Here is a 20575-nt window from a genome sequence, read left to right on the forward strand (position 1 = left end):
GGTAGGCGGCGGCTTCGTCGTGGAAGTGGCGGTCTGAAAGGACGGACATCGATCTAACTCCTTGTGACTCCTATATAGTCGATCGATGTGGGTATGGCAAGTATAATATGCGGTTTATATTCCTTTATCGCGATTTCGAAGACGTCGATCTCACGCGTCAGGAGAGCCAAGAGCCGATCCGATGGCAGCTTCACCATGTTCCGCTTCCCTCTCATCTACCGGGATATTCGGCAGGATATCAAGGATACTCCACAGAAAAGGCGGCTGGGGTGAAGACCCCGCCGCCCGCAATTTCTCGACTGTATGTGAAAGCTAGCAAACCACCGTGACGGTGTCAAGGAATATTTTCATATTTCCGATCGAACCTGTTCAAGCCGCATCGTCCATCGGGTTCGTCCCGGGCCATTCCGCCACGTACTCTTCGTAGTCCTCCAGTTCGATCCCCACTTCGCTGACCGTACGGTCGCGCACCGATATGCCGGCTTCATGCACGGTCTCTCGATCGCCGGATAACAGATGATGCCACCAGTAGAGATCGCGCCCCTCGCCCACCAGGCGATAGGCGCAGGTCGGAGGCAGCCAGGTCAGCTCACGCACCTTTTCCACATCGAGCGCGACGCAATCGGGCACGGTGGCTTGCCGGTTCTCATAATCGCGGCACCGGCATGCGTGTCCGTCGAGCAGCTGACAACTCACATTCGTCCACGCGATCTCGCCGGTATCCCAGTCTTCCAGCTTGTTCAGGCAGCAGCGTCCGCAGCCGTCGCACAGCGATTCCCACTCCTGCGAGCTCATCGCCTCAAGCGGTTTCTCACGCCAAAAAGGCTTGTTGCCGAAATCACGCATGGGCGAAATGTCTGACCTTTCTCGCGACTTTTTCATGTGGCCTAGGTATATGGGAATGACAGGGTTTTCTAAAGGGACGTTGGTAACCGGGGTTCGCGGGCGGCACGCTTTGTCGTCGCTACGACGGGCCGCTGGCCCCCGCCAACAGTGACAGGTTGAAGTTGCAGAACTCCTCGAACAGAACTCCCCGGCGCCGGCAGCCGTCGCGATTGATCGAGATCGATGCCTGGATCGACTCCAGCCTGTGGCGATTTTTCCGCGCCTTCGCCGCGTGGTGGGAAAACGTCACAATCGTCTCACGCAAGTTCCGGGCGCGCGGCTTCAACCGGTTCGTTTTCGAGGTCGCCGGAGAAGGAATGACCCTCGGCCTGGCGGGTTTCGTCCTGCTTTTGGCGCTCGCGCAACCGGCGATGAAGGTCACCGCCAAGGGACTGCCGCAAGAAACCGACTTCTCGGTGCTGTTCCTGGATCGTCACGGGGATGAGATCGGGCGACGCGGCGTGCTTAGGTCAGCGGAGGTGCCGATCGATGAATTGCCCGATTCGTTCGTCAAGGCGGTGCTAGCGACCGAAGATCGGCGATTCTTTGAGCATTGGGGAATCGACCTGTTCGGTCTCGGTCGGGCTCTGTCGGAAAACGCACGCGCCGGCGGCGTTGTGCAGGGCGGCTCCACCCTCACCCAGCAGTTGGCCAAGAACCTGTTCCTGTCGAATGAGCGGACCCTGGATCGCAAGATCAAGGAGGCGTTCATCTCCCTCTGGCTGGAATCCCACCTGACCAAACGCGAAATTCTCGCGATGTATCTCGACCGCGCCTATATGGGCGGCGGCAGCTTCGGCGCGGCCGCGGCAGCCGAATTCTATTTCGACAAGAACATCCGCGACGTCTCGATGGCCGAGGCCGCGATGCTTGCGGGTCTCTTCAAGGCTCCCGCCAAATACGCTCCTCACATCAATCTGCCGGCGGCCCGCGCTCGTGCGAACGAGGTGCTGACCAATATGGTCCAGGCCAACTTTGTCACCGAGGGTCAGGTCGTGGCCGCTCGTCGGCAACCAGCCATCTCCGTTGACCGTTCGGTGACGCAGTCGCCCGACTACTTCCTCGATTATGCCTTCGAGGAGGTCCAGCAGATCGCCCGTGACAGCGGCCTGAAGCAGCGCAATTTTATCGCCCGCGCCACGATCGACCTGAGGCTTCAGCAACTCGCGGACGAGGCAGTCGAATACCACCTGCGGCAGTTCGGCACGAAATACGCCGTCGAGGAAGCCGCGATGGTGGTGCTTGGTGACGATGGCGGCGTGCGCGCCGTGGTCGGCGGAAGAGACTACGGAATCTCGCAGTTCAACCGCGCGACGAGGGCGCTGCGGCAGCCGGGTTCCTCGTTTAAGGCTTTCATCTATGCCGCGGCGATGCAGGCCGGAATGAAGCCGGAAGATACTATCGTCGACAGCCCCGTCACCATCGGCAATTGGTCACCGCAAAACTACGGCCGGTCGTTTGCCGGCCGGGTGACGCTGGCCAATGCACTCGCGCGCTCACTGAACGTGCCGGCCGTCAAGCTCAGCCAGAAAGTCGGCATGGACGCCGTGACCGCCACAGCGAAGGCGATGGGTGTGGAATCCCCTCTGCGTGGCGACAAGACGATGGCGCTCGGGACGAGCGAAGTGACGGTCCTCGACCAGGCCACAGCCTACGGTGTCTTCGTCAATGGCGGCATGGAGACCCGACGTCACGCGATCACGCAGCTTTCGGATGCGTCGGGGAAGACGCTCTGGGACGTGCGGAATGATCTGCCGCCGCGTCGCCGTGTGCTCAGCGAGGAAGCAACCAAGTCGATGAACGAAATGCTGGTCGGCGTCACCGAGCGCGGCACGGCGAGGCGGGCACAGCTTTCGATGACCCGTGTGGGCGGCAAGACCGGTACGACGCAGAGTTATCGGGACGGCTGGTTCGTCGGCTACACCGGTAATTTCAGTGCTGCCGTCTGGTTCGGCAACGACAGCTTCAAGCCGACCAACAATTTGACGGGCGGCTCGCTACCCGCAATGACTTGGCAACGCTTCATGGAGGCGGCCCACCAGAATATCGAATTGAAGCCAATCCCGTTCATCGACAACCCCTTCCCGGACGAAAAGCGCGAGGTTGCCGCGGCCGATGGCGACGCGCCCGCTGCCCGCGGCCCACAGACGCTCAGGAAAGCCGCGGAGGATGTCCTGGCCGACATTGCCGAGCGACTCGAAACCTTGCCGCCGCTTGAGCCCGATCAACTGGCAGCGGCGCGATCGGCGGCCGATGCGGCCCCGGCGCGGCAATAAGCTTCCAGGAGCTTCAGACCTCGCGCCGAATGAGGAAAAGTGGGAACCGGTTTTCCGCCCGCATTCTGCGCTCACTGACTGGAATTGATCGCCTTCATGAAATCGGATCGACTCGGTCCTGTTTCATCGTGATCTATCGGACCGGATAATTGGCTTATGCGTTACACCCTCCTCGTCCTGATTGCCCTGGCCATCGCGCTCGGCCTCGGTGGCTGGTCGGCGAACTGGGCGTTGGATGAATCGGCGGAGATCGGCACCGTGACGGTAGGCCCTTGGGCGGCCAATCCATTTGCCGGCTCTCCCGACGCCGACCCCTATTCCAAGGCGCGTTTGGCGCGGGTAGGCAATCTGACGCTTGGCATTGGCGAAGGCATCTTGTTCACTGCTGACCGAGACGGTGCGGATCGACCGCTGCGCCGCCAATGCCAATATAGGATTGCCGGACAAACTCCGCCCACCCGGATCTGGACACTCTCCCCGTATACGCCGGAGGGCCGGCTGATCCAGCCCGGCACCGGCAGGGCTGGCTGGCTGACCTCGCACAATCTCATGCGGGCCGAGGACAATTCCTTCATGGTCGCGATCGGCCCTATGGCCAGAGCCGGCAACTGGCTCGCCACGTCCGGTCAAGGGCCGCTCGTCCTTGCACTGGCGCTGTATGACACTCCCGCCAGCGCATCCAGCGGCGTCGACAGTCTTTCCTTGCCCGATATCGAATTGGAGACCTGCTTCGATGGGTAAGCCGCTTCTTGCCGTCGCGATCGGCCTGGTGGGCGCGGTTATCGTCCACATTGCCGTGATTTTCGCCATGCCGCACGTCGCGGGAAACAATGCGTGGGCACGTTTCTCCAACCTTGGGCAAATTTACGATATCGTCAGCGTCGAACCCTTGCGCAGCGCCGGATCGGACGTGATCGCGCCGATGCTGGGGTCGGACCGGCAGGATTTCGCCTTTGTCGACCCCGCATTCGTCACCGCGAGTTGCCGCTTCTCGGTCGCGAAAGGACCCGTTCGCATCCTTGCCAACTATGACGAGAGCCCCTTCTGGTCGGCCTCGATCTACGACCGGCGCGGCGACAATCTCTACAGCATCAACGACCGGTCGGCCGTTGACGGCATGTTCAATCTTCTCGTCGGAAGCAAGGAACAGATCGTCGAGTTCAATGCCGATCTTGGCCCGGACACCGAGGAGACCACGATCCCGGTGGAACTCGACCTGAGCGAAGGCTACATGACCATTCGCGTCCTGGTCGATGAGGAAAGCAAACGCCCCTCTGCCAGAGCCTTCGTCAATTCACTGCGATGTGAGCCAATCGAACCGGCGGTGGCGAGCCGCCCGGACAATCGCGACAGCTGACCCCGACCGCCCTCCTCAAGCGATCGTCATGCCGATCGCTTCTTATCACGGTCTCGTGACGTGCCGGTCGAAGCGATGTCTTGCCGCGTCGAGCGATTCACGACGAATACAGGGCAAAAGGATGATCTCGCCCTTTGATTCACGCGAGCGGATTTCGTTTCGCCGGCGTGCCGGGGCCGGGCCACGGGGCACAAATTTCAGAACGACTGTCACGGTCCGCTTCCCTTCTGGCTGGCCGACTTGATCGGCACCGGCGCGTTGCTCGCCGGCCTCCTTGCGAGAGCAGACCCCAGGAGGGTTAACAGCTTGCTAAGAAATCTTGCGTAATTCTTCGCGGCGAGGAAACCATTGATCAACCATCCAGGAGTCCCATGAAGGACGTCGTGCCGAGCATTTTTCGATCGCTCGAAAAGGAGGCCGGCCAAGGCGGTTTCGACACGATCGTGGCTGCCGCCGTCGCAAGCTTTGCCGCCCATCGCAATCCGAGCGAGCGGCAGGCGCACGAATTCGGTCGGCTCGTCGCCCCGGCCTGGGACAAGATCGGTACCAAGACGAAACGCGCCCTCGCGGCAGCACTCTCCCAGTCCCCGCGGGTTCCGCGATGCATCGTCGAAAAACTCATCGCCGCCCCCATCGTCACTGCGGCGCCATTCCTCTTGGCGAGCCCCTGCCTGACGGCTGACGATATCGAGACGCTCGCCAAAAGGTCCAGCCCGAAGCTGCAACGTATCCTGGACCGTCGGCGAGCGGCCGAACAAGCGACGCTCTCACAGCTTGCCGAGGCAGCCGTCCCGGCCGCCGTGCCTGCTCGCACGATCGCCCCCTTGGACGCAGCGAAAAAGGAAGCGGCAAACGTCGCCGCCGCCGACGAGAACGTCGCGCCCAAATCGCACACGGGCGAGCCAGCGAATGTGAGCGCGGCGCGCGCCACCCTGCTTCGCTTGGCTGAACCCGGAAAGCATCTCGTCAAGCCCGAGGCCAGCGCCCCGACAACGGTCGTCGGCGTCGTCGAAATGGCACGGTCCGGATGCAAGCAATTGGCCTATGATGGCCTCGCGCTCATGCTGACACTCACGGCTCCTCGCATGCGGGAGATCATCGACGATCCGACCGGCGAGATCCTCGCTGCGGCTTTGAAGGCGATCAGCGTGGGTCCCGCTGACGCCTTGACGATCATCATGCTGCTGAAACCGCGGATCGGCCTGGACATTGCCGCCTTCACCGCGATGAAGTCCGCCTATCGAGACCTCGACGTCGATGCGTGTCGCGGCCGCTTCGGACTTTCCTCCGCGCCCCCCGCACGCAAGCCGGCCACCCACCAGCGCCAATACACGGACCTTGAACCGAGAATTGAAGCCTCGGCCCCTCGCCCCGCCTTCGGCCGGCGTCGCGTGCTACCGTCCAGAACCGAGCAACTCGGCACCAAACGCTGACGCCTGACGACTGACGATCTTCCCGCCGTGATTCCGCGCTGGCCATTTGCCGTCAGCGACAGGCACGCCCGTCGATACGGGTCAGCCTTCGACGATCTGGAGAAAGGTCGGCGCGTCGTCCGTTTCGATTTCGACCACCCAGAAATCCGGGTCGAATCTGGCCTCACGCGCAAAACGCGCTTCAAGCGCGGCCTCGTCATCGACCGGTTCCGGCATGAATTGCCGCAGGCCGCTGTCGTCGTTGAGGCTTTGAACCGCCGGCCCGAAAAGCTGGATCTCCCCGGCGCGATTCCGCGTCACCACGTAGATCGCGCCGGCCGAATCGGCCCCCTTACGAGCCACCACGGCAAATCCGCCAGCGGCGAACAGGCGGCGGACGAGTTGCGCCACAAAGAGTTCGCTGGTTATGCGCATCGCTACGGCACGGACCTCAATCGACTGCGCCAATCTCGATCAGACGCTCGAGAATCCGAGCATCCGGCGAGCCGGTAATCTCCAGCCCCTCCAGGGCCTCGAAGGTACGGATGGCGGCCCGCGTCCGCTCACCGGGAATTCCGTCAGACGAGAGTTCGGCGACCTGTGCCGCCGTCAGGCCGGCCTGGATACGGCGCACGAGTTCGTCCTGGTCGAGCGCGGCAAGTCCGGATTCAGCCAATCCCTCTGGAATTTCCGCTGAACCGTCGGCCATGCCGGAGCTGCCGCCCATCCGTTCGTCGAGGCTGGCGAATTCGTCCGGTCGCCGCGAGGGGTTGGGCGCATCCGCCGAAGCCTGTCTGATCTGCGCGAGCAGCAGCGGCGTTGCCGCCCCGTCGGCTGTCAGCCCATGCGCCTTCTGAAAGTCGCGGATCGCGGCTTCCGTCGCGGGGCCAGGCTTTCCGTCGACGGGCGCACGGTAGTGACCGATTGCAGTAAGTCCGGCCTGAACCTCCCGAACGAGCGGAACCGGCATCAATCCGTGCGTGTTCGCCAGGCGCGGGCGCTCTATACCCTCGGCCCCGCCCCGCGTGGCCAGGATCGGGCTGGGGTGCGGCCCAGCCTGGCCATAGATCGCATTGCCGGCCATTCCTGCGAACAACACGCCGAAGGCCGTCAGCCCGGCAGATAACGCCGGACGCCGCCAGACGCCGGCGGCCGCCGCCATCACGCCGCGTTTTCCGAACGACAGAAGTCGACCGCCGAAGCTAGGCCGTGCGCCGCGTCGCGGGGGTTTTCGGTTGGGGTGTCGTTTTTGTACGGGCATCACTGAGTGCTACAATATTTTCCTTGAGAGACTGTGACTTGTCTGTTCGTCGAGTGCAGTCGGTCGGCAGCCGCACGGTCACCATCGTGCCGATCCCTGGCTGACTGCGAATGGTCATGGCGCCACCATGCAATTCCGCCAAGCCTTTCACCAGGGAAAGCCCGAGCCCCGTGCCTTGATAGCGACGCGCTGGCCCGGAAGACAGCTGGGTAAAGGGTCGGCCTAGCCGCTCTATATCCGCTTCGGCGATCCCGATGCCGGTATCGCTCACCGAAAGCTCGATCGCTCCGGCATCGATCTGGCTTTCGAGCGTGATAACGCCCGAATCCGTGAACTTCACCGCGTTCGACAAGAGGTTCAGAAGTATTTGGTGACAGGCACGCTGGTCGGCGATGATCGTCTCGCCCTGGCAGCTGGAACGCACGTCCAGTCGCAGGCCCTTGCGTCGTACTTCCTCGCGCACGACGCCGGCGGCGGTGATGACCGCTTCGTCCATTGAAAACGGCTCGGGCGTCAGCTCGTATCGACCGGCCTCGATCTTGGAGACGTCGAGCAGTGAGTTCACGACCGACAGCAGATGCTGGCCCGATTGGCGGATGAGGCCGACATATTCCTTCTGCCGTTCGCTCTCGAACCCGCCGAAGAATTCTTGATCCAGAATATCGGAGAAACCGATAATGGCGTTGAGGGGGGTGCGGAGCTCGTGGCTGACGGCTGCCAGGAACTGGCTCTTGGCGGCAGATGATTGGTGCGCGGCATCGAGCGCCACCTGCAGCCCCTGTGCCACCTTGCCTTCTTCGACGGCGAGCGTCATGGCGATGTGGACCAGAGCCGCCCGATCATCGGCCGCCGTGGCGACTAGGAACCGCATGACGGCCGGGACATATTGTCCGTCCGGGCGGCGAAGCCGCCCTTCGACGCGAGAGCCGCGGCCGTCCGTCTTGGCGTCGGCCATCGCCTTCAAAAAGGCGATACGATCGGCCACCAGCACGCTGTCGAGGAGCCGCAGCCCCTCGATACTCCCGCCATTTTCCGAAAACAGCGTACGCGCGCCCTTCGAGGCAAAGACGATCCTTCCCTCGACGTCGAGGCTCACCATCGCCGCGCCGAATAGCTCGGCGGCATCGGCCATCGGATGAACCGATGTCCCCGCCGGATGTCCCTCCTGTGCAGGGCGCTTCGCGCTCCTGCGGGCCACTGTCGCGACATAGGCGAGTAACAGCACGGCCGACGCGAGGTCCGCAGGCTGGATCGTCGATGCGCTCTCCGCAAGCATCACCGCCGAGCCGGCAACGGTCGCCGCCGAGCCGGCGAGACCAAGAGCCAGCTTGCGCCGTCCCGCGATAGCCGCCTCCCCCGGCGCGATCGCCAGCACCAGAAGCCAGGCCGCGAGCGGGGCTTCGACCGCGTAGGCGATCAGCCCGAGTGTTATGGAAAGAAGTGTGCCGACGAGCCAGGCCACATGATCCAGCGCGCCGGTTGCCGAGAGATAGGCCGCGGCAGCCAGAGTCAGGCTCGCGATGATCATCGGAGTCGCGGCGGCGAGAGCACCGGCCTGAAGCACGGCGAGCACTGGCGAAGCCATCGCCATGAGGAGACCGGCGACAATGAGCGCACCGATCGCTCGTCCCTGGAGGCGGCGCTCGCTTGGAACAAGGACCTTGGCCGCAACGAGCTCGTCCAACCGTTCGCGAAGCTGCGACATGGCGCCGGCCGGCGCCGCCACTGCCCGACCGTTGTTCGACGCCTCTGTCATACACGCACTCGCATTCGCCTTGCCTCTTGGGTCCACCATTGTGAAAATGCCGGACCCAGTGGCTTGATCGCGATAATGCGGACCACCGTTTAAGGAAGCCATAAACCATGCCGCCGCCGACGCCGCCTGCGGCCAGGATTACCGGGCCAAAGGCAGATTCGGACCTTGATGATTGCCGTTATGGTTAATGCTTCGCGACAGAACCGTCGCCCTCACGCGAAACAGCCGCGATCGTAGGGCGAGCATCCCTCGAAAGAAGCTGTGGACAAGCCGCGGGATCCGCAATCCGTAAAATTTGAATCAAACATGTCTCGCAGTTTCAACGCAGCCTTTGTCCCCCGTCGGCATTATGCCTTCACGAAACGCAACCGACCGGGCCTAAATATCCAGCCCTCACCGGCAAGCGTCCAGAGGCAATTTGATGATCCGGTTCATTCTGAAATCAGCGTTCTTTCTCGGCATCGTGGCGATGCTTCTTCCGGGCGACGGCCAGGGCGACGATGCCGGCCGAAATCAGGTCGACGTCTTTTCCACTTTTGTCGGCGCCCAGGCGGCGATCGCTGACTTGTCCAACTTTTGCGACCGGGCACCGGCGGCATGCGATGCGGGCGGCAATCTGGCCCGTTTTGCCGGCGAGCGGATCGGAGACGGAATTGCCCTCGCCTATAATTTCGTCGAGGCAGAGCGAGATGGCAGTCCCGCCTCCGGGAATTCGGCAGCTTCCCCGCTCTCACGATATCCGGACGCGATCGTCACCGGCGCGGTCGACCGCGCCCTGTCGCTCGCATCGTCCCGCGCAACGGAAGCGAGCCAGCCTGTCGGCATGCCCCGCCTCGATGACCCGGCGAATGCGCGGCATGTCTTGCTTCCATCCGCCGAGATTCCCGGACATGGCGCCCTGGCGCGTCTGCCGATCCCACGTTCGGCGCCCCGCACCTGACATCGACCTCCCATAGCCTTATATCCAGCGTGCCGTCCGACACGAACGGTACCTCGCGCGGAATGAGGAAATGTGGGAACCGGTTTCCCGCTTGCATTTCGCGCTGACTGACTGGAATCGATCATCGTCATGACATCGGATCGAATCGATCCTATGTCATCGTGATCGAGGGCCGCTCGGGAGAAAGAATGCCGACGATCGAAGACATCACCGCTGATTTCGAGTTCCTCGACGATTGGGAAGACCGGTACCGCTATCTGATCGAGCTCGGGCGTTCGCTGCCGGCGATGCCGGAGGCTGAACTCAACGAGGCCAACAAGGTTCGCGGCTGCGTCAGTCAGGTCTGGCTGACCACTCAAACCGACGATGCCAGCCCGCCCCGTCTGTCGTTCCTCGGTGAATCCGACGCCCATATCGTTCGCGGTCTTGTCGCCATCGCCCTCGCGCTTTTCTCCGGTCGTACCGCGCCCGAGATTCTGGAGGCCGACGCCGAGGCGACCTTTGCGCGACTGGGATTGCAGGACCATCTGACACCGCAGCGCTCCAACGGCCTCCGTTCGATGGTTGCGCGGATCAAGGACGATGCGCGGCAGGCTCTCGCCGCCGCCTGAGCCTCGCCGCCATTCGTTGCGCCCGGCGCCGGATATTCACCGGCCGCTGATTGTCGGCCGGTAATCCTCCGTTCCCCACTGCCGGATGCGCGAAGAACGGGACGTGGCGCTCCCGGCCAGCCCGTAATGGCGAGCCAGAACACCGAGGCCGGCTTTCAGCAGCAGTTTGGCGGAGCGCGCTGGCCATTGCCGTTCCCGCTCGACGGTTTCCAGTCCCTTCAGGAAGCAGCAGATGTCGAGGAGAACGCCCGCGAGTTCGGGCCCGACGGCCTTGATCGCGGCATCAACCCGTTGCCGCGCGTCGATCGCCGAATCCGACAAGTCGCCCGCACCGCGCCGGCTCCCCTTTTCGCGGGGCTGGCCGTCCCAACGTTGCGTGGTCCCGGGCATCAACTGACCACGCGTAAAATCGACCCGCAGCCGTTCCCCTGCCAGCGCTTCCGCCTCGGCCAGGAACGGCTCGCCGCCCTTGCCGCGTCGCTGGGTCAGCCGCGCCAAAGGGGACTCGTTTGGATTGTAGCCTGCAAAGGCCGCCATCAGGCATCTCCCCGCACACATCGCTGATCGCATGTTTCGAGCGCCGCGCGGACCGCGTGTGCCAGGCCTTCCAAGCGCTCGACAGCGGAATCGAACGCCTGATCGTCGCGTCGATCCTCGATGCGGCGAATGGCATAGGCAATCGTCGTGCGGTCGCGTCCGAACCCCTCGGCTATCGCGGACAAGGGAATCTGGAAGGCGACATGGGCCAGATACATGGCGACGTGCCGGGCCTCGCATACGCTGGCGATCGCCCGGCCGGGCCGTTCGATCTCCCGGACGGGGATGGCGAAGAAGGCGCCGGCGATTTCCCTTGCCAACCAGCAGGTGCGCGAAACCGCCTGGTGATCGATCCCGGTAACGCGGCCTGCCTCGGCTTCCCCCTGCCCCGCATCGCCGCGGGCGACAGGAGGTAGGTGCAACGGTCGGGTGGAAACCCGGTCTGCGGAAAAGGACTGCATCGCGTTTGACCTCCTGTTGGCGGCGACAATCCGTCTATAGGCCACCACTGCCAAAAGGGGAAATAATTCCTATTTCACTCAGCGATGCGCAGAAAAACCCTCTAAATATTAGGGTTAATCGCCCACCCGCCAGCCCAGATTAGAGGATTTTATCCCCGCCCCCACCAATTGCCGGACTCTTTGCGGACTACTCACCGGAGCGTCCGCATGACCAGGCATCTCGACCTTTCTCCCCTCACGGCCGCGCTCGAAGGAGCTGCCCGGAGCCATGCCGAGGCACGGCGACGCGAGGAACAGCGCGATCTCTCCCGCCTCGAACTCGCGATGCTGCTGCGCCGGTTCGGCCTGGAGCATCGGACGCGGTCGGATGCCGTGGCCAAGGACGACGCCGCCAGTATACCGGCAGTGGAAGCGGACACCTTGCGCGCTGGGGTTCGCGGAGAGCTCGGCCTGCTGGCGCGTCTCGCCCGACGCCACGACCCCCGCTACGACATCAACCGGCACATTGCGGTCATGCGCCTTGCCCGGTGGCTAGAGGGCGGGCGATCCTGGCAGCTGCGCGAGACGGCACCGGGCTCCGGCCGCTCGAAAAACCAGCGCTTTCGTCGCGCCGTCGCCCGTCAGCCGAACGGCCCGCCGACGCGGTAATTCCGACGCCCAGCACGGTCTCGATCTACGACGAACGGCTTAGATGACTGCCGCCTGCATTTCTTGACAGGGCTCCCGTCGCTGCTTCACAACCACATCCAACCGCAAGGTCAGGTTATTGCTTCCGGCTCCAATGCCGGCTGGCCTGGTCGTTTGCGTTTGTATGGGAGGATTACCGAAATGCGTATGATGAAATTGCTACTCGCCGGCTCCGTCGCGTCCGCCGCGCTTCTGCCGGCCACCGTTGGCGCGCAGGAAATCTCGAACGATGTCGTCAAGATCGGCATCTTGAACGACCAGTCCGGCGTTTATGCCGATTTCGGCGGTCAGTCGTCGGTCGAAGCGGCGAAGATGGCGATCGAGGATTTCGGTGGCGAGGTTCTCGGCAAGCCGGTCGAACTCATCTCGGCCGACCATCAGAATAAGGCCGATATCGCCTCCAACATCGCGCGCGAATGGTACGACGTGCAGAATGTCGACGCCATCATGGAGCTGACGACATCGTCCGTCGCCCTCGCCGTCCAGGGCCTGTCGCGCGAAAAGCAGAAGATCACCATCGTGACCGGCGCCGCGACCACGGAACTGACCGGCAAGCAGTGCAGCCCCTATGGCTTCCATTGGGTCTACGACACCCATGCCCTGGCCGTCGGCACCGGCGGCGCGTTGGTGAAGGCCGGCGGCGACAGCTGGTTCTTCCTGACCGCCGACTATGCCTTCGGCTATTCGCTGGAAGAGCAGACCGGCAATTTCGTCAAGGAAAACGGCGGTGAAGTCCTCGGCGCGGTTCGCCATCCGCTCGGCACTACCGACTTCTCCTCCTTCCTCCTGCAGGCGCAGAGTTCCGGCGCCAAGGTCATCGGCCTCGCCAATGCCGGCCTCGATACGGCCAGCGCGATCAAGGGCGCGGCTGAATTCGGCATCGTTCAGGCTGGCCAGAAGCTCGCCGGCCTGCTTTTCACCCTGGCTGAGGTCAACGGCCTCGGGCTCGAGGCGGCGCAAGGGCTGAACCTCACCGAGGGTTGGTATTGGGATCAGAGCGACGAGAACCGCGAATTTGCCGATCGCCTGATGAAGCGGACGGGTAGCCGGCCGAACATGATTCATGCCGGCACCTATTCGGCGGTCACCCAGTACCTCAAGGCCGTCGAGGCCGCCGGCACCGACGCCACCGACGCGGTGTCCGCCAAGCTGCACGAGATGCCGGTCGAAGACGTCTTCGCCAAGTCCGGCAAGGTGCAGGAGAATGGCCGGATGGTCTATGACATGTTCCTCTTCGAGGTAAAGGCACCGGCCGATTCCAAGGGCGAGTGGGACTACTACAAGGAAATCTCCACGGTCCCCGGTAGCGAAGCCTTCTTGTCGGTCGAAGACTCCGGCTGCGACGTCGCCAGCTTCAAGAACTGACGCATTTGGCGCGGCCGGCGAGGCAAGGCTTCGGCGCTTTGCTTCCCGACCGCGCCGGCTTGGGCGCCGCGACTGCCCAGATCTATGTGAAATAGGCAAAGTTTGGGCTTGAAGTCCGGCGCATCGACCGGTCCAATGGCACATGCGCATCGGCCGTGCCGGGGAGGCGACGGCCGGGCTTTTGCTCACTGGGAGGACCGATCCATGACGACCAAGCGCCCCGTCGCGACAGCATTCGCCGCCAGCCTCGCTGCGGCTGTCGCATGGCCGGCAACAGCCCAAGACGTGTCGGATGACGCCGTCAAGATCGGCATCCTCAATGATATGTCGGGCGTTTATGCCGACACAGCGGGCCAGGGCTCCGTAGTCGCGGCTGAGCTCGCCATCGAGGATTTCGGCGACACCGTCCTCGGCAAGCCGATCGAACTCATTTCGGCCGATCACCAGAACAAGGCGGATGTCGGATCGAACATCGCCCGCGAATGGTATGACGTGCAGAACGTCGATGCCATCATGGACCTGACGACATCCTCGGTCGCGCTCGCCGTCCAGGGTCTGTCGCGCGAGAAGAAGAAGATCACCATCACCACCGGTGGCGGCTCCACCGAGATCACCGGCGGACAGTGTAGTCCCTACGGTTTTCACTGGGCATACAACACCCGCGCCTTGTCGCAAGGCACGGCCGGCTCCCTGGTCAGGGGCGGCGACGACACCTGGTTCTTCGTCACCGCCGATTACACCTTCGGCGATTCACTGCAGGGTGAGGCCACCAAGGTCATCGAGGCGAATGGCGGCAAGGTCCTCGGCGATATCCGCCATCCCTTGTCGACCACTGACTTCTCCTCCTTCATGCTGCAGGCGCAGAGTTCCGGTGCCAAGGTCATCGGACTCGCCAATGCCGGACTCGACACGGCGAACGCGGTCAAGGCGGCGACGGAGTTCGGTCTCGTCCAGGCCGGGCAGAAGCTCGCCGCGCTTCTGATCACCCTGTCCGAGGTCCATGGACTGGGCGGCGAGGCGGCCCAGGGCCTCAACCTCACCGAAGGATGGTATTGGGACCAGAGTGAAGAGAACCGCGCCTTTGCCAAGCGCTACATGGACAAATTCGGCAAGATGCCGAACATGATCCATGTCGGCACCTACTCGGCCGTTCTGCAATATCTGAAGGCCGTCAAGGAAGCCGGCACCGACGAGACCGAGGCGGTGGCGAAGAAACTTCACGAGATGCCGGTCGAGGATCTGTTCGCCAAAAAGGGCAAGGTGCTCGCCAACGGCCGCATGGTCTACGACATGTACCTCTTCCAGGTGAAGACGCCGGATGAATCAACCGGCCCTTGGGATCTGTACAAGGAAATTGCGACCGTGCCGGGAGACGTTGCCTTTGGAACGGTCGAGGATAGCGGCTGCGACCTTGCGACCTTCGCCGCCAAATAGTTCGTCGACGGGGAGTCCGGCAACGCCGGCTCCCTCTCACCAGGGCCCCGACCCCCGACAGGAGATGAATGCGCCGATGAGCGTTTCCCCGCAGGAGGCGATTCTTTCCGCCCGCGGCCTCACCAAGGAGTTCTTCGGCTTCAAGGCCGTGAACGGCGTCGATCTCGACGTCCGCGAAAATACGATCCACGCCCTGATCGGCCCCAATGGCGCCGGCAAGACCACCGTCTTCAACCTGCTGACCAAGTTCCTGACGCCGACCGAAGGAAAAATCACCTTTCGCGGCAAGGATATTACGGGCCTCAAACCCGCCGATGTCGCGCGGCTGGGGCTGGTGCGCTCGTTCCAGATCTCGGCGGTGTTCCCGCATCTGACCGTGCTCGACAACGTCCGCGTCGCTTTGCAGCGCAAGGCGCATCTCGGCACCCAGTTCTGGCGCTCCAACAGCGCGCTCGACCAGCTCAACGACCGCGCCTACGAGTTGATCGCGGCCGTCGGCCTGGACGAATATGCCGAGCTCGACGCGGCGGAACTCCCCTATGGCCGCAAACGCGCGCTCGAACTCGCGACCACGCTTGCCCTCGACCCGCCGGTGCTTCTGTTCGACGAGCCTATGGCCGGCATGGGCGTCGAGGACATCGGCCGCATCTCCGACCTGATCCGGCGAATTGCCAAGGACCGCACGGTCTTGATGGTCGAGCACAATCTCAACGTCGTGGCCGACCTGTGCGATTACGTCACTGTGCTGGCGCGCGGCGAAATCCTCGCCGAGGGCGACTACGAGACGGTCAGTTCCGACCCGCGCGTGCGCGAAGCCTATATGGGAACCGAAGATGAGTAAGCCGTCCGGCGCTTCCCCCCTGCTCGAGGTCGAGAACCTCCACGGCTGGTACGGTGAAAGCCATGTCCTGCATGGTGTCTCTCTCGATCTCCACGAAGGCGAAACGATCACGCTGCTCGGCCGCAACGGCGCCGGCAAAACCACCACCCTGCGCGCCATCATGAATCTCCTGCCGAAGCGGGAAGGCGCGATCCGCATCGCCGGCCAGGACATGATGAAGGTTCCGGTTCACAAGACCGCCTATGCCGGCATCGGCTATGTCCCCGAGGAGCGCGGCATTTTCGCGACCTTGTCGGTCTCGGAAAACCTGATGCTTCCGCCGCGCGTCGCGGACGGCGGCATGAGTGTCGAAGAGATCTACGAGCTCTTTCCCAATCTCGCAGAGCGGCGCAATTCCCCCGGCACCAAGCTGTCCGGCGGCGAGCAGCAGATGCTGGCCATCGCCCGCATTCTTCGCACCGGGGTGAGGATCATTCTTCTCGACGAACCGACCGAGGGTCTGGCGCCGGTCATCATCCAGCGCATCGGCGACGTCTTGATGGAGCTGAAGAAGCAGGGCATGACGCTGCTTCTGGTCGAGCAGAATTTCCGCTTCGCCAGGAAGGTCGCCGACCGCTTCTTCCTGATGGAGGACGGGCATATCCTCGAGAGTTTCCCGACGTCGGAACTCGATTCGAAAATGGACAGGCTGCATGAAGTGGTGGGGGTATAACGCCAAATGACCATGATCTTCGGCATTCCCCTCCCGGCGCTGCTCGGCCAGCTCCTGATCGGCTTCATCAACGGCTCGTTCTACGCCCTCTTGAGCCTTGGGCTCGCGGTCATTTTCGGACTGCTGCGGGTGATCAACTTCGCCCATGGCGCCCAATACATGCTCGGCGCCTTCACCGCCTATCTGATCCTGTTCTACACCGGCCTCGGCTTCTGGCCGGCGTTGATCCTGGCGCCGCTGATCGTCGCGATGCTCTCGGCCGTTATCGAGCGCACCATGCTGTCGCGCCTTTATGATCTCGACCATCTCTACGGGCTGCTCTTCACCTTCGGCCTCGCGCTGATCATCGAAGGCACCTTCCGCTATTATTTCGGCGCGGCGGGCCAGCCCTATGCGACGCCGGCGCTCCTGTCCGGCGGCACCAATCTCGGCTTCATGTTCCTGCCGAACTATCGCGGCTTCGTCGTCGTCGCCTCGCTGGTCATCTGCATCTCCACTTGGCTGTTGATCGAAAAGACCAAGCTTGGCGCCTACCTGAGGGCTGCGACGGAGAACCCCCAACTCGTCCAGGCGTTCGGCGTCAACGTCCCGCTGCTCTTGACGCTGACCTACGCCCTCGGGGCAGGCCTCGCCGGTCTGGCCGGTGTCCTCGCAGCGCCGGTCTACCAGGTCAGCCCGCTGATGGGCTCGAACCTGATCATCATCGTCTTCGCTGTCGTCGTCATCGGCGGCATGGGGTCGATCCTCGGGGCGATTGTTTCGGGTTATCTCCTCGGCATTCTCGAGGGCTTGACCAAGGTCTTTTATCCCGAGGCCTCGAACATCGTCGTCTTCGTCATCATGGCGATCGTGCTGATGGTCCGCCCCGCCGGGCTGTTCGGGAAGGAAGCCTGATATGACCACTCCGCAAGTCACCAGCATCGAACCCGGCGCTATCCGCGACGGCGAAGGCTCGGCCGAGGGGTCTCCCGCGCGCCAGGCCGGACAGCGCGACCTGTCGACCGTCGGCCTGATCGTCGCGCTCATCGCGCTCGCCGGGCTGATTGCCGCACCGTTCTTCGTCTATCCCGTCTTCCTCATGAGCGTTTTGTGCTTCGCGCTCTTCGCCACCGCCTTCAACCTGCTGCTTGGCTATGTCGGGCTCTTGTCCTTCGGCCACGCCGCCTTCTTTGGAGGCGCCGCCTATTTCACCGCCCATGCCGCCAAAGTCTGGGGCTGGGAACCGCTGTCGGCGATCCTGCTCGGCGCCGTCGGCGCCGGTGTGATCGGCCTCATCGTCGGCTTCCTCGCCATCCGCCGGCAGGGCATTTATTTCGCCATGGTGACGCTGGCGCTGTCGCAGATGATCTTCTTCATCTTCCTGCAGGCGCCCTTCACCCACGGCGAGGACGGCATCCAGGGCGTACCGCGCGGTCATCTCCTCGGACTGATCGACCTCAACGACCCGCTGAACATCTATTATTTCGTGCTGGCGATTTTCCTGGTCGGCTTCTTCGCCGTCTGGCGCATCGTCCACTCGCCCTTCGGCCACATCCTCAAGGCGATCCGCGAAAACGAGAACCGGGCGATCTCCCTCGGCTACCGGGTGGACCGCTACAAGCTCGGTGCCTTCGTCATGTCGGCGGCGATCGCTGGCTTGGCCGGGTCGACCAAGGCGATTGTCTTCCAGATCGCGACGCTCACCGACGTCGCCTGGCAGATGTCCGGCGAGGTTGTGCTGATGACGCTGCTCGGCGGCATGGGCACGATCTTCGGTCCGACCATCGGCGCGGCGCTCGTCGTCACCATGCAGAACTACTTCGCCACGTCAGACTTCCCGGTCACCGTCCTGATCGGCATCATCTTCGTCCTCTGCGTCCTCTTGTTCCGGCGCGGCATCATCGGCGAGGCGATCCGTCTGCTGCGGCGGTAGGAAAAAAGCCGCGCCAGAGCGTTCGGCGAGGCGGGCCTATTCCACGAACACCTGGCTGCGCGCGGCGGCACCCGCCGCGTCCACCACCGCGATATCGACAAAGCCGGGCTCGCTCGCCCGCCAGTTCGACTGGCGCTCGAGCGCGTCGCGGACGACCGGGCGCCCATCCACATACCAGGTGAATGGCGGTCGGCCATTGCGCACCTTCAGGAACAGGTCGGCGCCCTGCCCTTGACCGAGCCCGATCTCGACCTTCGCCGCGTTGGGCGGGAACACAATCTCCGGCAGCAGCCCGGCTTGCGTCAGTTCGGCCGCGCGTCCGACCCGGCGCATCGGCGGCGGCAATCCACCGCCGGCCGAGGCGAGGATGCCCGGCGGCGGTCCCGGCAACCGCGTTGTCGGCCCGAGCCGCGCGAAGACATCGCGCATCACCGGCGCGGCGCTGTCCTGGCCGACCAGCCCGGCCACCGGCGCCCCGTCCGGTCGCCCGAGCCACACCCCGACCACATGCTTCCCGTCATAGCCCACCGTCCAGGCGTCGCGGTAGCCGTAGGACGTGCCGGTCTTGTAGGCGACGTCGCCGGGCGAGCCCTTGGTCGTCGTCGTCGCACCTGCGAGGATCGAGGTCACATACCAGGCCGCCTGCGGCGACAGGATACGCTTGCCCTGCCCGACCGCTGCGTCCTGCTCGACATGCAGCGGCATCGCCACACCGCCATTGGCGATTCCGCCATAGATCCGCACCAGATCCTCCAGCGTCAGTCCCAGACCGCCGAGGCCGATGGCCAAGCCCGGCAGCGAACGGTCGCCGAGTTCCGGCCGGGCGCCGGCCCGTTTCATGCGATGCAGCAGCCGAGCCGGGCCGACGGCGCTGAGCAGTTCCACCGCCGGCAGGTTGCGCGACAATTGCAGCGCCCGCCGCGCCGTGATGACCCCCTCGAAGACGCGGTCGAAGTTCTGCGGCGTATAGCCCGCGAAGCCGCCGGGCGAATCGTCGACGAGGCTTTCGGGGTGGGCCAGTCCGCGCTCGAAGGCGAGCCCGTAGATCAGCGGTTTCAGGGTGGAGCCCGGCGAGCGGAGCGCCCGGGTCAGATCGACGAAGCCCTGACGGCCGCGATCGAAGAGATCGGGGGAGCCGACCTGCGCCAGCACCTCGCCCGTCGCCGCATCAGAAACGAGGATCGCGAGGCTGACTGGTTTTTTCAGCGTCTTGGCCTTGTCCCGCGCATAGGCTTCCAGCCGCTGCTGCACGCCCTTGTCGATGGTCAGGCGAATGCGCGACCTCTCCGGCTCTTCCCCAAGCAGACGCACCGCTGCATGCGCGGCGAGCATCGGCAGGGCGCGGCGTCCGGCCGGCATCGCCTCGCGCTCTGCCCTGCCCGTCTCCCTTGCGTCGAGAACCCCAAGCACCTCCATCCGATTCAGCACACGGTCGCGAGCTGCTTTCGCCCGGTCGGGATAACGATCCGGCCGGTAGCGCTCGGGCGATTGCGGCAGAGCCACTAGCAGAGCAGCTTCCGCTGCCGTCAGCCGTTTCGGTTCCTTGCCGAAGAAGGAAAGGCTCGCCGCCCGTATGCCCTCCAGATTGCCGCCATAGGGCGCGAGTTGCAGATAGAGCGACAGGATCTCCGCCTTGCTCAGCGTCCGTTCCAGCGCGACCGCGACCAGCACCTGTTCGCCCTTGGCGGCAAGGCTTCCCGTCGGCAAACGGCCGAGCATCCGCGCGACCTGCATGGTCAGGGTGGAGCCGCCAGAGACGATGTGGCGATGGATCAGCGTCTCCCACGCCGCCCGGAGGAAGGCACGCGGATCGACCCCGCCATGGTCGGCGAAGCGCTTGTCCTCCCAGGCAAGCAACATGGCGAGATAGCGTGGGTCGACATCGTCGGCCCCTGCGTCCAGCCGCCACCGGCCGTCGTCGCTCGCAAATGCGCGCAGCAGGGCGCCGTTCCGGTCGACCACCTCGACACCGGTTCGCGGCGCCTCGAAGGCCGCGATCCGCGCCGCGACCGCGCGTTCGAAGGCCGCGAGGCCCCAGCCGATCACAACGATCGCGCATAGCAGCAGGATCACCCCCGCCTGCGCCAGACGCCTTTGCCGCGACATCGTTCAGCCTCCGGGCAGCGCC

The 20575-nt window shown here is 63.9% G+C and carries 20 protein-coding genes; 13 read left to right on the forward strand and 7 right to left on the reverse strand.

All coding sequences use genetic code 11. The annotated features are described in order from the left end of the window. Positions 1–369: 369 nt before the first annotated feature. Positions 370–846 carry a YcgN family cysteine cluster protein gene (locus VQ045_RS16950; protein ID WP_327625142.1) on the reverse strand — a complete coding sequence of 159 codons (477 nt, stop codon included), beginning with the start codon at positions 844–846 and terminating at the stop codon, positions 370–372. Positions 847–1007: 161 nt separating this feature from the next. Here VQ045_RS16950 and VQ045_RS16955 point away from each other — a divergent pair, with 161 nt between their 5' ends. The 4 genes from VQ045_RS16955 to VQ045_RS16970 all read left to right on the forward strand — a co-directional run bounded on the left by VQ045_RS16955 (position 1008) and on the right by VQ045_RS16970 (position 5951). After that, positions 1008–3161 carry a transglycosylase domain-containing protein gene (locus tag VQ045_RS16955; RefSeq protein ID WP_327625143.1) on the forward strand — a complete coding sequence of 718 codons (2154 nt, stop codon included), beginning with the start codon at positions 1008–1010 and terminating at the stop codon, positions 3159–3161. A 156-nt stretch (positions 3162–3317) separates the two neighbouring features. Next, positions 3318–3902 carry a DUF1214 domain-containing protein gene (locus tag VQ045_RS16960; protein WP_327625144.1) on the forward strand — a complete coding sequence of 195 codons (585 nt, stop codon included), beginning with the start codon at positions 3318–3320 and terminating at the stop codon, positions 3900–3902. Next, positions 3895–4518: a DUF1254 domain-containing protein gene (locus tag VQ045_RS16965; protein WP_327625145.1), complete on the forward strand. Its 624-nt coding sequence runs from the start codon at positions 3895–3897 to the stop codon at positions 4516–4518. The genes VQ045_RS16960 and VQ045_RS16965 overlap by 8 nt, the downstream gene beginning before the upstream one ends. 371 nt (positions 4519–4889) lie before the next feature. Next, a complete protein-coding gene (locus tag VQ045_RS16970) occupies positions 4890–5951 on the forward strand; it encodes a hypothetical protein (protein WP_331830945.1) in 1062 nt (353 codons plus the stop codon). An 81-nt stretch (positions 5952–6032) separates the two neighbouring features. On the opposite strand, the gene VQ045_RS16975 is transcribed toward VQ045_RS16970, so the two are convergent. From VQ045_RS16975 to VQ045_RS16985, 3 genes are read right to left on the reverse strand one after another with little or no spacing between them, the layout of a single operon-like run. After that, positions 6033–6365, reverse strand: a complete 333-nt coding sequence (locus VQ045_RS16975; RefSeq protein ID WP_327625147.1) for a DUF1491 family protein — start codon at positions 6363–6365, stop codon at positions 6033–6035. Positions 6366–6381: 16 nt separating this feature from the next. Beyond that, positions 6382–7092: a peptidoglycan-binding domain-containing protein gene (locus VQ045_RS16980; protein ID WP_327625148.1), complete on the reverse strand. Its 711-nt coding sequence runs from the start codon at positions 7090–7092 to the stop codon at positions 6382–6384. 40 nt (positions 7093–7132) lie between these two features. After that, complete coding sequence (locus VQ045_RS16985; protein ID WP_327625149.1) at positions 7133–8947, reverse strand: sensor histidine kinase; 1815 nt, start codon at positions 8945–8947, stop codon at positions 7133–7135. Between the two features lie 421 nt (positions 8948–9368). Here VQ045_RS16985 and VQ045_RS16990 point away from each other — a divergent pair, with 421 nt between their 5' ends. Then, positions 9369–9887, forward strand: coding sequence for a DUF5330 domain-containing protein (locus VQ045_RS16990; RefSeq protein WP_327648177.1), 519 nt, complete (start codon positions 9369–9371; stop codon positions 9885–9887). A gap of 188 nt (positions 9888–10075) precedes the next feature. Further along, entirely contained in the window at positions 10076–10498 is a 423-nt protein-coding gene (locus VQ045_RS16995; protein WP_327625151.1) for a SufE family protein, read from the forward strand. Between the two features lie 36 nt (positions 10499–10534). Here VQ045_RS16995 and VQ045_RS17000 read toward each other — a convergent pair whose 3' ends face one another. Together VQ045_RS17000 and VQ045_RS17005 are read right to left on the reverse strand one after the other, a co-directional pair. Next, positions 10535–11035 (reverse strand): DUF6456 domain-containing protein, encoded by a 501-nt coding sequence (locus tag VQ045_RS17000; protein WP_327648176.1) that lies wholly within the window; start codon positions 11033–11035, stop codon positions 10535–10537. After that, positions 11035–11496 carry a helix-turn-helix domain-containing protein gene (locus tag VQ045_RS17005; RefSeq protein WP_331830946.1) on the reverse strand — a complete coding sequence of 154 codons (462 nt, stop codon included), beginning with the start codon at positions 11494–11496 and terminating at the stop codon, positions 11035–11037. Before VQ045_RS17005 ends, VQ045_RS17000 begins: the two co-directional genes overlap by 1 nt. A gap of 207 nt (positions 11497–11703) precedes the next feature. Here VQ045_RS17005 and VQ045_RS17010 point away from each other — a divergent pair, with 207 nt between their 5' ends. From VQ045_RS17010 to VQ045_RS17040, 7 genes are all read left to right on the forward strand, one after another. Next, positions 11704–12144 carry a hypothetical protein gene (locus VQ045_RS17010; protein WP_331830947.1) on the forward strand — a complete coding sequence of 147 codons (441 nt, stop codon included), beginning with the start codon at positions 11704–11706 and terminating at the stop codon, positions 12142–12144. A 189-nt stretch (positions 12145–12333) separates the two neighbouring features. Next, on the forward strand, positions 12334–13548 hold the full coding sequence (locus VQ045_RS17015; protein WP_327648188.1) for an ABC transporter substrate-binding protein: 1215 nt from the start codon (positions 12334–12336) through the stop codon (positions 13546–13548). A 204-nt stretch (positions 13549–13752) separates the two neighbouring features. Next, the gene (locus VQ045_RS17020; protein WP_331830948.1) at positions 13753–14982 is read left to right on the forward strand and encodes an ABC transporter substrate-binding protein; all 1230 of its coding nucleotides are present in this window, start codon (positions 13753–13755) and stop codon (positions 14980–14982) included. A gap of 64 nt (positions 14983–15046) precedes the next feature. Next, positions 15047–15823 (forward strand): ABC transporter ATP-binding protein, encoded by a 777-nt coding sequence (locus tag VQ045_RS17025; RefSeq protein WP_442872841.1) that lies wholly within the window; start codon positions 15047–15049, stop codon positions 15821–15823. After that, positions 15816–16535 carry an ABC transporter ATP-binding protein gene (locus VQ045_RS17030; RefSeq protein ID WP_331830949.1) on the forward strand — a complete coding sequence of 240 codons (720 nt, stop codon included), beginning with the start codon at positions 15816–15818 and terminating at the stop codon, positions 16533–16535. The genes VQ045_RS17025 and VQ045_RS17030 overlap by 8 nt, the downstream gene beginning before the upstream one ends. 6 nt (positions 16536–16541) lie before the next feature. After that, positions 16542–17429 carry a branched-chain amino acid ABC transporter permease gene (locus tag VQ045_RS17035; protein ID WP_327648168.1) on the forward strand — a complete coding sequence of 296 codons (888 nt, stop codon included), beginning with the start codon at positions 16542–16544 and terminating at the stop codon, positions 17427–17429. Position 17430: 1 nt separating this feature from the next. Then, positions 17431–18447 (forward strand): branched-chain amino acid ABC transporter permease, encoded by a 1017-nt coding sequence (locus VQ045_RS17040; RefSeq protein WP_331830950.1) that lies wholly within the window; start codon positions 17431–17433, stop codon positions 18445–18447. Positions 18448–18483: 36 nt separating this feature from the next. Here the strand turns inward: VQ045_RS17040 and pbpC are convergent, their stop codons facing one another. Further along, positions 18484–20553 carry a penicillin-binding protein 1C gene (pbpC, locus tag VQ045_RS17045; RefSeq protein ID WP_331830951.1) on the reverse strand — a complete coding sequence of 690 codons (2070 nt, stop codon included), beginning with the start codon at positions 20551–20553 and terminating at the stop codon, positions 18484–18486. Between the last annotated feature and the right edge of the window lie 22 nt (positions 20554–20575).

The sequence above is a fragment of the Aurantimonas sp. E1-2-R+4 genome (assembly GCF_036549515.1).
Classification (GTDB): domain Bacteria; phylum Pseudomonadota; class Alphaproteobacteria; order Rhizobiales; family Rhizobiaceae; genus Aurantimonas; species Aurantimonas coralicida_A.